This is a genomic window from Psychrobacillus lasiicapitis, assembly GCF_006861795.1.
Classification (GTDB): Bacteria; Bacillota; Bacilli; order Bacillales_A; family Planococcaceae; genus Psychrobacillus; species Psychrobacillus lasiicapitis.
In genome coordinates this window covers 1-15,774 of the sequence record NZ_VDGH01000016.1, presented here as the reverse complement: position 1 = coordinate 15,774, position 15,774 = coordinate 1, and the positions used below count along the sequence as shown (strand labels likewise).

General features: G+C 37.7%; 14 protein-coding genes. All 14 read right to left on the bottom strand.

The window, feature by feature from the left end:
* Positions 1-278: 278 nt before the first annotated feature.
* The 14 genes from recA to FG382_RS21120 all read right to left on the bottom strand — a co-directional run bounded on the left by recA (position 279) and on the right by FG382_RS21120 (position 15,688).
* Positions 279-1,343: a recombinase RecA gene (recA, locus tag FG382_RS21185; protein ID WP_142540850.1), complete on the bottom strand. Its 1,065-nt coding sequence runs from the start codon at positions 1,341-1,343 to the stop codon at positions 279-281.
* Positions 1,344-1,527: 184 nt separating this feature from the next.
* On the bottom strand, positions 1,528-2,775 hold the full coding sequence (locus FG382_RS21180) for a competence/damage-inducible protein A (protein WP_142540849.1): 1,248 nt from the start codon (positions 2,773-2,775) through the stop codon (positions 1,528-1,530).
* Positions 2,776-2,789: 14 nt separating this feature from the next.
* Entirely contained in the window at positions 2,790-3,368 is a 579-nt protein-coding gene (gene pgsA / locus FG382_RS21175) for a CDP-diacylglycerol--glycerol-3-phosphate 3-phosphatidyltransferase (RefSeq protein WP_142540848.1), read from the bottom strand.
* Between the two features lie 51 nt (positions 3,369-3,419).
* Positions 3,420-4,283 (bottom strand): helix-turn-helix domain-containing protein, encoded by an 864-nt coding sequence (locus tag FG382_RS21170; protein ID WP_142540847.1) that lies wholly within the window; start codon positions 4,281-4,283, stop codon positions 3,420-3,422.
* A gap of 16 nt (positions 4,284-4,299) precedes the next feature.
* A complete protein-coding gene (locus FG382_RS21165; RefSeq protein WP_142540846.1) occupies positions 4,300-5,106 on the bottom strand; it encodes a DUF3388 domain-containing protein in 807 nt (268 codons plus the stop codon).
* A gap of 128 nt (positions 5,107-5,234) precedes the next feature.
* Positions 5,235-5,966 (bottom strand): elongation factor P 5-aminopentanone reductase, encoded by a 732-nt coding sequence (gene ymfI / locus FG382_RS21160; protein WP_142540845.1) that lies wholly within the window; start codon positions 5,964-5,966, stop codon positions 5,235-5,237.
* A complete protein-coding gene (gene yfmH, locus FG382_RS21155; RefSeq protein ID WP_142540844.1) occupies positions 5,959-7,263 on the bottom strand; it encodes an EF-P 5-aminopentanol modification-associated protein YfmH in 1,305 nt (434 codons plus the stop codon). Before yfmH ends, ymfI begins: the two co-directional genes overlap by 8 nt.
* Positions 7,256-8,533 carry an EF-P 5-aminopentanol modification-associated protein YfmF gene (gene yfmF / locus FG382_RS21150; RefSeq protein WP_142540843.1) on the bottom strand — a complete coding sequence of 426 codons (1,278 nt, stop codon included), beginning with the start codon at positions 8,531-8,533 and terminating at the stop codon, positions 7,256-7,258. The genes yfmH and yfmF overlap by 8 nt, the downstream gene beginning before the upstream one ends.
* 112 nt (positions 8,534-8,645) lie before the next feature.
* Positions 8,646-9,605, bottom strand: a complete 960-nt coding sequence (locus FG382_RS21145) for an ABC transporter permease (RefSeq protein ID WP_142540842.1) — start codon at positions 9,603-9,605, stop codon at positions 8,646-8,648.
* Position 9,606: 1 nt separating this feature from the next.
* Positions 9,607-10,653: an ABC transporter permease gene (locus FG382_RS21140; protein ID WP_142540841.1), complete on the bottom strand. Its 1,047-nt coding sequence runs from the start codon at positions 10,651-10,653 to the stop codon at positions 9,607-9,609.
* Entirely contained in the window at positions 10,643-12,193 is a 1,551-nt protein-coding gene (locus FG382_RS21135; RefSeq protein ID WP_142540840.1) for an ABC transporter ATP-binding protein, read from the bottom strand. Before FG382_RS21135 ends, FG382_RS21140 begins: the two co-directional genes overlap by 11 nt.
* A 131-nt stretch (positions 12,194-12,324) precedes the next feature.
* Complete coding sequence (locus FG382_RS21130) at positions 12,325-13,401, bottom strand: BMP family lipoprotein (protein WP_142540839.1); 1,077 nt, start codon at positions 13,399-13,401, stop codon at positions 12,325-12,327.
* 46 nt (positions 13,402-13,447) lie between these two features.
* Complete coding sequence (locus FG382_RS21125) at positions 13,448-14,113, bottom strand: GntR family transcriptional regulator (RefSeq protein ID WP_142540838.1); 666 nt, start codon at positions 14,111-14,113, stop codon at positions 13,448-13,450.
* Between the two features lie 492 nt (positions 14,114-14,605).
* The gene (locus FG382_RS21120; protein WP_142540837.1) at positions 14,606-15,688 is read right to left on the bottom strand and encodes a BMP family lipoprotein; all 1,083 of its coding nucleotides are present in this window, start codon (positions 15,686-15,688) and stop codon (positions 14,606-14,608) included.
* Positions 15,689-15,774 lie beyond the last annotated feature (86 nt).

Sequence of the window (15,774 nt, the reverse complement as noted above, 5' to 3'; positions counted from 1 at the left end):
AATGATTAGGGTACATTCTATAAGATTCCTGCTCTATAACTACTTTTTAATGGTTGCTATAATCCTACCTGTTAAACAAAGGAATCTGCTAGATTAGATTTTTCGCGTCACACCATTTAATGGAATTTATTGTCAGCGAATGATTGAGTATCGTCCAGTGCTACTAATAGCCGATGGAAATCCTACCAGAAGCTTTTTATTGCGTGTGAATCCCTATAAAGCGGATGCCAAAGCATCCAAAAAAAAGTCCCTCAACAAGTTGAGAGACTTTGATTATTTTATTCTTCATCTAATAGTAATTCAAACTCTTCGTCTTCTTCTTCAGGTTCGTGTCCTGCAATTGTATAAGATGACGCAGCAAGTCCTAGTGATTCACGGATTTTTAAAGCGATTTCGCTTTTAATGGTTGGATTTTCTTTTAGGAATTGTTTTGCATTTTCTCTACCTTGCCCTAAACGTTCTTCGTTGTATGCATACCAAGAACCACTTTTTTGGATGATGTCCATTTCTGAACCAAGATCGATAATTTCTCCTTCTTGCGAAATTCCTTCTCCGTACATAATATCTACTTCAGCTGTTCTAAATGGTGGCGCTACTTTGTTTTTAACTACTTTTACTTTCGTTTTGTTCCCCATAATATCCGTACCTTGTTTAATTGCTTCTGCACGTCTTACTTCTAAACGTACGGAACTATAGAATTTAAGCGCACGTCCACCTGGAGTGACTTCAGGATTTCCGAACATTACTCCAACTTTTTCACGAATTTGGTTGATGAAGATCGCAATCGTGTTAGATTTATTAATAACACCTGAAAGTTTACGCAATGCTTGAGACATTAGTCGAGCTTGAAGACCAACATGTGAATCTCCCATTTCCCCTTCAATCTCTGCTTTTGGAACAAGGGCAGCTACTGAGTCAATTACTAAAATTTCTACGGCACCGCTTCGAACTAATGCTTCTGCAATTTCAAGCGCCTGCTCTCCAGTATCTGGTTGTGATAAAAGTAATTCATCAATATTTACACCTAGTTTTTGAGCGTAAACTGGGTCTAATGCATGCTCTGCGTCGATAAATGCTGCTTGACCGCCATTTTTTTGTACTTCTGCAATCGCGTGAAGTGCAACAGTTGTTTTACCCGAACTTTCTGGACCGTATATTTCGATAATACGGCCTCTTGGATATCCACCTATTCCTAATGCTGCATCAAGTGCTAAAGAACCACTTGAAGAAGTGGATATCTCACGGTCCGTTTTTTCTCCTAATTTCATAATGGAACCTTTACCGAATTGCTTTTCTATTTGTTTTAACGCCATATCGAGCGCTGCTTTACGATCATTAGCCAACTATATTTCCTCCTTAGAAGATTCACTGTTTTTTATTTCTATCTCTACTATACTAGGTTTTTGAGAAATACACAAGAAAAAAGCGAACGTTTATTCGTTAATTTTTGCGACTATTTCATTTTAGTTACTAAAAACAGCCCAAAATACAATTTCGGGCTGTTTTCTATATTCAAAATTCAATTTCCTATAATCCTCGGTCGTGCAGTAAACGTATTAAATAATGGATGGTAAACTTTACAGCTCTTAATCTGTTTGTATTTCGCATACCTGATAGGCTTAACTTGTATGAAACAGGTGCTGCATCGTCAAAAGCGATGCCAATCCAAACTGTACCCGCCGGTTGACCACCGTGCCCGTCTGGACCCGCTGCTCCTGTTATGCCAACCCCAATATTAGTGTCAAACTTCTCTCTTACACGAATAGCCATTTCCTCTGCACATTGGCTAGATACAACGCTGTATTCACTAATCGTCTCTTCATTTACACCTAATTGATGTATCTTTATAGCCTCTGTATACGTAATCATACCACCAACTAATGCCTGCCCCATACCTGAAACTGCGGCAAGTTCTGCTTGAAAAAGTCCTGCAGTCATACTTTCGGCAGCAGAGATTGTTAAATTATTTTCAACCAAAATATCTCGAAGTTTAGATGCTAGGGAATCGTTATTGTACCCATACACAAACTTTCCTACTCGATTATAAATCTCTGTTTGCAAGACATCGATTAGTTTCCAAGCCTCTTCTTCTGTTTCACTTTTAGCGGTTAGTCGTAAGGTAACTTCTCCGTCAGACGCAAGTGGTGCAAGTGTTGGGTTCGTTTGATTGTACAATAAATCCTGGACTTCGGTTTCTAGCTCTGCTTCTCCAATACCATAAAATCGCATGACATGTGACTTAATAATGGATTCATTATGTAGTAGCTTAGAAAGAATGGGTTTCGCTTCGAATTGGAACATTGGCTCCATTTCTTTCGGTGGTCCTGGTAGAAGAATATACGAATGCGTTTCGGTCGATAAAAACATTCCAGGAGCCATTCCATGCTTATTTTCTAAAACAGTACAGCCTTCTAAAACAAGTGCTTGTTTTTTATTGTTTTCTGTCATATTTCGATTCATGCGCTTGAAAAAATCTTCAATATAAATGAGCGCATGTTGATCTGATACAAGATTTTTGTTTAGATGCTTCGAAATCGTTTCTTTCGTTAAATCATCTTTAGTAGGTCCTAATCCACCTGTAAAAATGATCAGGTCTGCTCGATTCTCCGCAATTTTAATAGATTCTACCAAGCGGTCGGGATTATCCCCTACAACACTATGATAATAAACATCAATTCCTAACTCCGCTAGCTGAGAAGAGATGAACCGAGCATTTGTATTCGAAATTTGCCCTAATAATAATTCGGAACCTACCGCAATAATTTCAGCTTTCATCAAAAACTTCCTTCCTACTTAGAATCCAGTAACACTTTACGATTTAGATAAAAATAATCAAAACCGGACCATACAGTAAAGAATAAACAAACATACAACATAATCATATCGAACGGAATATGGAACATTTCAAAAAACACATTTCCTAATAATAAGGAAGAAACTGCGATAATTTGTGTCCACATTTTAATCTTGCCAAGCTGATTGGCAGCTACTACTTCTCCTTCGTTTGCAAGGATCAAACGTAGTCCAGTTACCGCAAACTCACGGCTAATGATTAAAATAACTACCCAAGCTGGAGCGGAACCTAGTTGCACTAAAATAATAAGTGCAGCAGACACTAGCAATTTATCTGCCAGCGGATCCAAAAATTTCCCCATATTCGTTACTAAATTATATTTTCTTGCATAGTAACCATCAATAAAATCCGTAATGGATGCAACAATAAAAATAATCGCTCCGATTAAATGTCCCGTCGGAATCGTCGCACCGAGAAAGCTAACATCTCCCCAGTTAAAAGGGACAAGCATAAACAACATAAATACTGGTATTAAAAAAATTCGGAACATCGTTATTTGATTTGGTATATTCATTTATATGTAACTCCTTTCACTTTCAAACAGAAATAGCCATCTATAAGATGACTATTTTTGAAACTGTATCACTAAGTTTTGCGTAACCATATCTGTTGGAAATTCAACTACTTGGTCATTGATAGACACGGTATTTCCAGGGGTCGAACCGAGGCGTACTCGAACTTTTGATAAGTTAGTCACGTCTAATTCGAATGTTTCACCAGCGCTAACTGCTTGATCGACCAAGATTTTATTGTCTTGATCCCTTATGTTCAACCATGTTTTGTTCGTTGCTACTACTTTCAATACATAGTTTTCTCCACCAGTTAAATTATACGTAGACGTTTCCCCTTGTGTTTCCACAAAAGTCAGTTGCTCGTCGACAACTGGTTCTTCTACTTCTTCTTCTACCGGCTCTTCAGGCTCTTCTGGTTCTTGTTCTTCCACTACTGGATCTTTTGTATTTTGCTCTGATTGAGGTTTTTGTTCAATCAACACATTATCATTTGGTTCCACCACATCTTTGGAATCTTCGGGTTTATTTTGATATAAAATCCAAACAATTACAATAATTGCGATGATAAATAGTGCCACAACAATCATTGGAAAAGCTTCCATAAATTTATTCGACGTACGACCGCCTAAACTTCTTCTAGAAGGCGTCGCAGGAATACTTTTAGAAACGTCGTCATTTGTAGGAGATGGAATATCGGTTTTATAAGATTCCAAAAGCTCGTCACCGTTCAAACCAACTGCCTCTGCATATTGCTTTATAAATGCACGCACATAAAATGCGCCAGGCATTGTGGCATAATTTCCTTCTTCTATACCAGTCAAATACCTTTTTTGAATCTTTGTTATTTCTTGTAAATCATCAATACTATACCCTTTTGCTAATCTCGCTTCTTTTAAGCGAGCGCCAAGTTCCGTCAACTAAAACACCTGCCCGTTAAAAATTAAATCCACCAAATCCGCCGAAACCACTCATTCCTTTGTCCGACATGCTGTGGTTTTTCTCCATCATTTCATACGAAATCTCTTCTTCGGGATTGTGACGAAGCTCAATAATATAATCAAAATCATCAATAGAATACTCGGAGTGTTGAATGAACATATCTGGATGCTCTACTACTTTAATCGTAGGCATTCGCATCATTTCTCTTACTAACATTTGATGTTTTTCATCATTTGAATTTCTTGTCACAATGCCATCGAGGATGAAAATATTGCGATCGCTAAATTCGTCCCCTATAAGTTGGCTTCTGATGGTTTGTTTAATCATCGTAGAAGAAAGAAAAATCCACTTTTTATTTGCACAAACGCTTGCAGCGACAACCGATTCTGTTTTACCGACACGTGGCATTCCTCTAATGCCAATCAGCTTATGGCCTTCTTGTTTAAAAATTTCAGCCATAAAGTCCACTAATATCCCTAACTCATTGCGGACAAATCGGAATGTTTTTTTGTCATCTGCATCTCGTTGAATATAGCGACCATGACGCACTGCCAGCCGATCTCTTAACTTCGGTTCCCTAAATTTCGTTAATTGAATCGTTTCCATTGTTGATGCAATATGTTCAAAGCGTTCAATGTTTTCCTTTTTTTCTGCTTTAATAAGCATACCACGACGGCCTTCATCTACGCCATTAATCGTAACAATATTTACACGAAGCATCCCAAGTAATGAAGCAATATCCCCTAAAAGTCCTGGACGATTTATTTGAATCTCGTATTCAAAAAACCACTCACTTGCCATACGTATCTGTCCTCTCTCGTTAGATGACGTTATTTACCTATTATAAGTTCTATCATATATGAATTCCGAGGCGAATAAAAGAAAAAAGAAAAGAGCACGAATCTCTCTCTTTTCTCTAAAAATACTTCTTAAATATACCAGCCGCCGTTAATGCGGATAATTTGACCCGTAATATAGTTTGCTTTTTCGCTAGCTAAAAAAACGACCGCATCTGCAACGTTTTGTGTTGTACCGAAAACGCCTGCAGGTATTTCTTCTAATAATAACGTCCTAGCTTCGTTTTCCACATGCATATTCATCTTCGTATCGATAAAACCTGGCGCTACCGCATTTACCGTAATCTTAGAGTGCGCCACTTCTTTTGCATAAGCTTTTACAAAAGCATGCTGGGCCCCTTTCGCAGCAGAGTATGCCGCTTCATAGGAAGCCCCGGTTTCCCCCCAAATAGATCCAACGAAAATAACGGAGCTATGCAAATGCTTTCGAAGCTTCGGTGTCAATTTCCCTAATAGAAACATCGGATGTTCCACATGCACTAGAAATAATTGACGTATATCTTCTAGCGTAGTTTCTTCCAACCCTTTATATAAGCTATGTCCATGAGCGAAAACAATGGAATGAAGGGAAAAGATTGAATTTGCTAGTTTTTCAATAGAACTCGTTTTCCTCATATCCGCTTGTATAAGCATAAATTCTTGTGTTGGGTATAAACGCTCTAAATCATCCATAAGCACGCTTATACGTGCTTTATTGCTTGAATAGTGTAGATATAGGGACCACCCGGCTTCAGCCAAGTTACGACAAATGGTATCCCCAATTTCTCCAGAAGCCCCTAACACTAATGCGAACTTTTTACTCATTACCGTTTTTTTCGAATGGAACGACCGTAAATACTGTATGGGTCTGTTCATCCTTTAAAGATTCCAGTGCCTGCATCACTTGTTCCAGCTTTAAATTTTCAAGGGCTGGTACAACATCAAATAAATTCATATCGTTAAAAGAGTATCTTGTAAATTGGTTTGCAATATATTCGATTGAATTTAATGCACGTAAGAAAAAGCCAATTTTTTTACGTGTAACTCGCTTTAAATCCTCTTCCGTAAACTGTCCTTCTTTTGCAAATGATTGAATCGATTGTTTAATCTTCTCGACAAGTTGTTCCGCATTTACGGTATCCGAGCCGATCATCGTAAATCCATATCCTTTTTCCATTGAAAAGTCTGCTGAATACGATTCATCGATTAAGCCCTTTTCATAAACGTCTTGATAAAATGTAGATGTTCTTCCAAATAAGAGTTCAACGGCTACTTGCATGGCTAACTCAAAGTTCAGCATTTCTTCACCGGAAATATCGGTATTTGTTGCTTTAATACCATAGATTACTTTTGGTTTTTGGACATCCATTTGCAAGCTGCGCTCGGAAAAAGCAACATTCGTTTGTTCAGTCGGGAAAAATCGTTGAATTTCCTGTGGCGCTTCAAAGGTTTTTGCCGCTTGATCTTGTTTGATAAAATCCATCATTTCCTGTGGATTTACTGCACCCACAACAAATACTGTCATATTAGATGGGTGATAAAACGTGTGGTAGCATTCATATAAATGATCTGCCGTAATTTTATCAATAGATTCTATCGTTCCAGCAATATCAATTTTCACGGGATGGTCTTTATACATATTTTCAATAGCTCCAAAGTATAAGCGCCAGTCGGGCTGGTCATCATACATGGTGATTTCTTGCCCAATGATCCCCTTTTCTTTTTCCACCGTTTCTTCTGTGAAATAAGGCTGCTGCACAAAATCAAGTAAAGTTTTCGTATTATCTAATACATGGTCAGTAGAAGAGAATAAGTAAGTCGTTTTTGTAAAAGAAGTAAATGCATTGGCAGAAGCCCCTTTTTCACTGAACTGTTGAAAAACGTCTCCTTCTTCCTTTTCGAACATTTTATGCTCTAAAAAGTGGGCTATCCCATCAGGAACGATTACAGGTTCCGTTTTACCAAGCGGAATAAATTCACGATCAATTGATCCATACTTCGTTGAAAAAGTTACGAAAGTTTTGGAAAATCCTTTTTTCGGCAAAATATATACGTCTAAGCCATTCGGCAATTGCTCATGGTATAGCGTTTCTTCTAATTGTTCAAAATAAGTTTCATTCATTGCCTTCACCTTCCTTACCAGATAGGAAATAGACGAATTCCTTTTCTATTTTTTGAGCCATTTGACTGATTTGTTCTTTTGTTACAGTGGACCATTTAGCAACCCAGTCTTCTACTGTAAATGACTCATTTAACTCTTTATATTGATCATAAATTTCTATTTGTGCGCGAGCAGAATCCATTGCTTCTTTCAATTGGTTTGATAGCATCGATTTTGTTTGATTTATTTCTAAGTCTGTAATATTTCCTTCTTGCATCGTTTTTAGTTGTTCATCTATTAACTTTACCGCTTTTTCCTGCAAATTAGCATCGATACCTGCTAGGACAAATATTAACCCATATAGGGATGCATAACTACTAGATGCATAATAGGCCATGCTTTCTTTTTCTCGTACGTTCATGAATATTTTGGAATGTGAAAAGCCTCCTAAGATGCCGTTTGTCATCTGCATAACTGGAAACTCCTCCGAAAAGAAAGTAATTGGTGTACGATAGGCTGTATGCAATTTTCCTTGTTTCATATCTTGTATTTCATGTAAAAATCCATTTTCGGTGGATGCATTTGCTGCTTGGACGTCATTTGACAGTTCTTTCGACCTCGCTGTAAATGGAAAATGGCTAGCTATTTTTTCTTTGATTTCTTCCACATTTACATCTCCAACAATATAAATGGACAAATTATCTTCTGTTAGAATGGTTTGGTGCATCGCTACCAGTTGTTCGTTCGTTACAGCTTTTACCGCTTTAACTGTCCCGTTTGCAGAAATAGAAGCAGGGTGATTCGGGCGAATATTTTCTAGCAAACGTTGCTGCGCATATCTCGTTTTGTCGTCATACATCGATTGTATACGTTCGACAACCTGATCTTTTTCTCGGGTGACAATTGAATCTACAAATTTTCCATCTACCAACCGTGGTTTAAATAAGACGGTATGTAATAAGTTGAAGACTTCATCTACTACTTTTTCGTTGGATAAATAAGCATCATTTACAGTTTCCGCATTCAGTGAAAAAATATGATGGGCTCCTTTTTTCCCTGTATCAAAATATAATACAGCACCATATAGATCATCTAAACGTTTTCGAAAATCTGCATTTGTTTCATACTCCGCATTGCTATACTGCAATACATTCGCTAAAACAGCACGGATTGCTGCCTGTTCCTCAGTTAGTTGTTGTTTCCATTTGAACGAAATATTAATCGTTTTAAATTGTTCGGTCGGTCTTACATAAAGCTTTACGCCTTGGGCAAGTTCGAATTGTTGAAACATGTTGTAATCCCCCTTTTTCTTTCTAGTTTATCTCTTATACCATTTTACTATACATGTAGTCCTTATAACTGTACAAACAAAAAGGGACCAAATTTAATTGGTCCCACTCGTTTTAACGTTTCCCTTTAATATATGGTACACCACTAGCTTTTGGTGCATGTGCTTTTCCGATAAATCCTGCAACCGCTAAAATCGTCAATACATATGGTAAGATATGCAAGTAATAGCTCGGTATTTGATCGATATATGGAATTTGCCCACCAATAATACTTAATGCCTGCGCAAAACCGAAGAATAATGCTGCTCCAAGCGCTCCTAGTGGATGCCATTTCCCGAAGATCATCGCAGCAAGTGCCATGAACCCTTGTCCATTAATCGTCGTATGACTAAATTCCCCAGAAATAGCTTGTGCATAAACTGCTCCACCAACTCCAGCAAGCATACCGGATAAAATAACCGCAATATAACGCATTTTCGTAACATTAACACCCATCGTATCCGCAGCCATCGGGTGCTCCCCTACTGCGCGAAGACGTAAACCAAACGGCGTTTTATAGATAACAAACCACGCACCGATTGCTACGATGAAAGCTAAAATCGATGTTGAATACACATCTTTAAAAAACATAGGTCCTAAAACCGGAATATCACTTAAAAAAGGAATATCGAATCGGACGAAACGTTCTTGAATATAATCTGTTTGTCCTTTACCATAAATCATTTTAACCGAGAACAATGCAATCGCGACACCTAGCATATTGATCGCTACCCCGGATATCGTTTGATCTGCACGGAAGGAAATAGTTGCTACCGCATGCATAATCGCGAATATACCAGAGACAATCATGGCTGCAATGATGGAAACCCAAGGAGTCATCGAACCAAATGTATCGACAAATGTAAGGTTGAAAATAATGCCGACAAATGCCCCCATTACCATTAAACCTTCTAGTCCGATATTAACAACACCGGAACGTTCGGAGAAAACCCCACCGATCGCTGTAAAGACTAGCGGAGCGGCATAAAATATAGCCGATGGAATGATGAAATATAGAACCTCTAAAAAGCTCATGTTATTTCGCCTCCTTTTTCTTGTTCGTCTTTACAAGGAAATAGCGAATAATGTAACCACATGCTACAAAGAAAATAATAAGCGCGATAACAATCGAAACGATTTCTACCGGTATACCGGCAGCATTCGGCATATTTAATGAGCCAAATTTCAACGCACCGAATAAGGTTGCCCCGAAGACTACCCCGAGCGGCGTATTAGCACCTAAAAGAGCTACTGCAATTCCGTCAAATCCGATTCCTGTAAATCCACCTTTTACACTCGCATATTGGAATGTACCTAGCGCTTCCATCGCACCAGCTAACCCTGCAAATGCTCCGGAAATAACCATTGAAAGGATAATATTTTTATTTACATTCATCCCAGCATACTCAGATGCATTCTTATTGAATCCAACTGCTTTCAATTCAAAACCAGTTGTCGTTTTTTCTAATATAAACCACATAACAAATACCATCGCTAGTGCAATGAAAATACCATAGTGTAATCTTGAATAGTCTGTTAAACTCTCAAAAAATACAGATTTCAAAGAAGCCGTTTCTTTAATAGTACCTGTCGTTTCTTTACCATCTGCAACCATACGTGTAAGTACATTTGTTGTATGAAGCGCAATATAGTTCATCATAATCGTTACAATAACTTCATGCACTTGTAATTTGGCTTTTAAAAGACCAGGTATAAATGCCCACAGTCCACCTGCTACAGCAGCAGCGATAATCGCTAATGGTAAATGGATATACATTGGTAGATCGAATGCAATTCCAACATATGCAGCTGCAAACCAACCAACTAACAATTGCCCTTCTACACCGATATTAAATAGCCCTGTACGGAAAGCAAACGCAACCGCTAACCCTGATAATAAATAAGGAGTTATTTGGCGGATAGTTTCTCCTATTGTATAGGAGTCTCCAAAAATACCATTCCAAAGTGCAGAATAACCTGCAACTGGATCGTATCCACTTACTACCATTACTACTGCTCCTACAAGTAAACCTAATATAACGGAAATAACAGGGACAAGTATATTAACTACTCTATTCGGCATGCTTAGTATCCCCCTGTTTTGTCACTGTTTCTTTTGTGCTTTGACCTGCCATTAACAGACCTAATTCTTGTTCAGTTGTTTCTTTTGGCAACACGGTATCGACTATATGTCCATCATGAATAACCGCGATACGATCGGATACATTCATTACTTCATCTAGTTCAAACGATAGTAATAGCACCGCTTTTCCTTTGTCTCGTTGCTCGATTAATCGTTGATGGATAAACTCAATTGCACCAACATCTAATCCCCTAGTTGGAAGTGCTGCGATTAATAACTCTGGGTTACGTTCGATTTCACGACCAATAATCGCTTTTTGCTGGTTACCACCCGACAAAGCACGCGCTGGAGTATATTCTCCTTGTGTTCGCACATCATATTCTCTAATGATTTTTTGTGCTAGTTCTGAAACTTTTCCATAGTTCATGATTCCATTTTTAGAAATTGGATTTTCATAATAAGTTTGTAAAGCAATATTATGTCCAATAGGAAAATCTAATACTAATCCATGTTTATGACGGTCCTGTGGTATATGTCCAATGCCTGATTCCGTCACTTTACGAGGTTTTTTGTTTGTTATATCTTTTCCATTGATCGAGATGGAGCCGCTTTTTGACTTTCTTAATCCGGTAATTGCTTCGATTAACTCGGATTGGCCATTTCCATCAATTCCAGCAATACCTAAAATCTCACCTTTACGTACGGTTAAACTCAAATCTTTTACTCTTTCCACTCCGCGATAATCGGTAACAACTAGATTTTTTATAACTAAAGCGTCATCGGTAGGATTGGCATCCACTTTGACTGTCGTAAAATCTACTTGTCTACCAACCATTAGAGATGCAAGTTCATTTGGATTGGTTTCAGCCGTGATAACGGTTCCAATTCCTTCTCCTTTACGTATAACAGTTACTCTGTCTGAAACATCCATAATCTCTTTTAGTTTGTGCGTGATAATAATAATCGATTTACCTTCTTGAATGAGTCGCTTCATAATTTGAATGAGCTCAATAATTTCTTGAGGAGTAAGAGATGCGGTCGGTTCATCGAATATTAATATTTCTGCTCCTCGATATAGTGTTTTTAAAATTTCAACACGCTGTTGCATACCAACAGATATATCTTCAATTTTAGCGTAAGGATCTACTGCCAATCCATACATCTCTGATAGGGATTGGATTTTTTTCGCAGCATCTTTAATGTCGATAACACCGCTTTTCGTTAGTTCGTTCCCTAAAATAATATTTTCTGTTACAGTGAAATTTTCTACAAGCATAAAATGCTGATGCACCATACCAATACCAAGATCATTTGCTACGTTCGGATCCGTTATTTTCACAGTCTTCCCTTTTACTTTTATCTCGCCGGCTTCCGGTTGATATAGACCAAATAGCACATTCATGAGAGTGGATTTTCCAGCTCCATTTTCTCCTAAAAGAGCATGAATCTCTCCTTTTTTTAATTGGAGAGTAATATTATCATTCGCAACAAATGATCCAAACTCTTTTCGAATGCCTAGCATCTCTATTACATATTCCAATGAATTCACTCCCTACTATACTAGTACAAAATTAATACAGGAAAGACTTTAAATTTTTAAAATCTTTCATCTATTAATTAAAATATCATAAAGACCGATTCACATCGATCTTTATGATGTTCGTAAACTAATTATTCAACTGTCTCAGGAACAGTAATTTCACCAGAAGCAACTTTATCTGAATACTCTTTAATTTGGTCTAAAATTTCTTGCGGGATAGCTCCACGAGAATCAGCAAGTTCAACACCATTTTCAGCTAGTCCATAAGTTAAAGTAGTTCCACCTGGGAAGTTTCCAGCCATTGCATCATTTGCAACGTCTTGTACCGCAGTTCCAACTTTTTTCAACATAGAAGTAAGTGTTACGTTAGAATCGCCAACAGCACCTTCTTCGTATTGGTCAGAGTCAACTCCGATTACCCATACATTTGCATTCGGATCTTTTGTTTTACGTTCTTTTGCTTCCGCAAATACACCGTTACCAGTACCACCAGCAGCGTGTGCAATAATATCTACACCTGAAGAATACATACGGTTAGCAGTTGTTTTACCAAGTGCAGCATCATCAAATTTACCAGTATATTGAACATCTACTTTAATACTTGGATCTACTGCTTTAACACCTTCAACGAATCCTGCTTCGAAACGCTCGATAACTGGAATTTCCATTCCTCCAACGAAACCAACTTGTTTAGTTTCTGACATAAGTGCAGCTGCAACACCAGCAAGGTATGCTACTTCTTGTTCTTTAAACAATACTGAAACAACGTTTGGTCGATCCGCAACACCATCAAGAATTACGAATTTGTTATCCGGTTTTTGGTCTGCAATTGTTGCAATCGGTTCTTCTAATAAGAAACCAATACCATAAACGATGTCGAAATCACGACGTACTAAGTTATTTAAGTTTGTTACGTAATCAGCATCTCCTGCTGATTGAAGATAGTCAAAACCACCATCGCCTTTTTCAAGACCATGTTCTTTCCCCCATGCTTGAAAACCTTCCCAAGCTGATTGGTTAAAAGATTTATCGTCTACTCCACCAACGTCTGTGATCATTGCAATAGAGAAATCTGTTGATTCTGTACCTTTGTCTGCACCTTCTGAACCAGTTGATGCTTTTTCATCGTCTTTAGTACCACAAGCGCCAAGAATCGTACCAGCAGCTAGTACAAGTGAAAGACCTAAACCAAATTTACGTTTTGTCAAAATGAAAACCTCCATTTATTTTCTTATTAGCAGGAATTGAAACATTTTACAACCTTTTCCGAACAACATGAAAGCTAAATTTATCTGCTCGNAGCAAAGACGTCTCCGGTGCACAATTTAGTGTAGGAGAAGCAACTTCATGGTATCCAACAGGATCAATGTATGCGACCGCATGGGATACGCGAATTTCCCCAGATTCCTCTAGCGCTGAAAAAATAGATCCTTCTTCTCTCAGGAGAAAGTCCCCCGGTAAGTATTTTTTTGGAACTCTATCCACACAATACACTACTGGTTCGCCATTTGCAGTACGGACTCGTTCCATAGAAATAATCCATTGCTCGTCCTTACATTCAAAGCGATTCATATCTTCTTCAGTTGGAAGCGATTGCATCGAACTCAGATAGATTGTACCTGGTTCCATACCGGCACTTCGAATCATAGAAGAAATACTCGAAAGCTGTTCAATACCCGATGTAAATACGGGTTTTGAGTTAACAAACGTCCCGACTCCATGTCGTCTGACGATTACATTTTCTTCTTCCAAAAGACGTAGAGCTTCTCTTAAAGTTGCACGACTGACACCTAGTGATTTTGCTAATTCAAACTCAGAAGGAAGTTTTTCCTTTTCCTTGAATATGCCATTTTCAATGTCTTCTTTTATACGATCAATCACTTGAAGATATAAATGACGATGATCTACTTTTATTGTCATATAAAAACACCACCATTTTTAGAGATCAGACCTCTGATGTAAAACATTCCTACTAATCAGTCATACTATAACACTTTTAATTGGCGAAATAAATACTTTTATAAATTTTTTAACTATTAACTTTACAGAAACTTTATCTATTTGTAATCGTTTCGTCATATAAAATCAGTATCGACGGCGATTTTCTTAACAAGTACTTGACGTGGCATATTTCCTTCTTAAGGTCCTACTAATTCACCTAATTCGATTTGATGTATGATTTTAGTAGCTCACTAATGGCTAACTTCAAAGCATCTTTGGGACAATGGTCTCATTATAAAATTCATCCCACTCTAATTGTTCTTGTTGCTCTTTTACTTCATCTTGAATCCCTACTATACTAGTACCAAATTAATACAGGAAAAACTTTAACTTTTTAAAATCTTTCTTCTATTAATTAAAATATCATAAAGGCCGAATAAGTATCAGCCTTTATGATATTAAATAAACCTATTATTCTACTGTTTCAGGAACAGTAATTTCACCATCAACGATTTTTTTAGAGTATTCTTCGATTTGGTCTAGAATATCTTGTGGAATAGCTCCACGAGAGTCAGCAAGCTGTACCCCTTTTTCTGCTAAACCATAAGTTACTGTTTTCCCACCTGGGAAGTTTCCATCCATTGCTTCTTTTGCAATTGTTTGTACTGCAACGTCTACACGTTTTTGCATAGAAGTAAGTGTAATGTTCGTATCACCAACAGCACCTTCTTCGTATTGGTCAGAGTCAACTCCGATTACCCATACATTTGCATTTGAATCTTTTGTTTTACGTTCTTTAGCTTCTGCGAATACACCGTTACCAGTACCACCAGCTGCGTGGAAAATAATATCAATGCCTGAAGAATACATACGGTTAGCAGTTGTTTTACCAAGTGCTGCATCATCGAATTTACCAGTGTATTGTACATCTACTTTAATACTTGGATCTACAGCTTTTACACCTTCAACAAATCCTGCTTCGAAACGTTCGATAACTGGAATTTCCATTCCTCCAACGAAACCAATTTTTTTGGATTCAGACATTAATGCAGCTGCTACACCCGCTAAGAAAGAACCTTCTTGCTCTTTAAACATTACAGAAGCAACATTGGGTTTATCAACAATAGCATCAATAATAGCAAGTTGTGCATCTGGTTGTTGATCTGCAATATTACCAATTGGTTCTTCCATTAAGAAACCGATTCCATAAACTACATCGAAATCACGACGTACTAAGCTATTTAAGTTTGTGATATAATCAGCGTCCGATGAAGATTGAAGGTAATCATAGCCGCCGTCACCTTTTTCAAGGCCATTTTCTTTACCGAATGCTTCGATACCTTCCCATGCTAATTGGTTGAAAGATTTATCATCTACCCCACCAACATCCGTTACCATAGCTAAAGAGAAATCTTTTGTTTCTGTAGTTCCAGTGTCTGTACCTTCTGAACCTGTTGAAGTTTTTGTTTCTTCGTCTTTTGCGCCACAAGCTCCAAGAATAGTACCGGCAGCTAATACAAATGATAGTCCTAAACCAAATTTACGCTTTGTCAAAATGAAAACCTCCGTTAATTTTCTTATTAGCAGGAATTTAAAACATTTTACACCCTTTTCCGAACAACATGAAAGCTAAATTTATC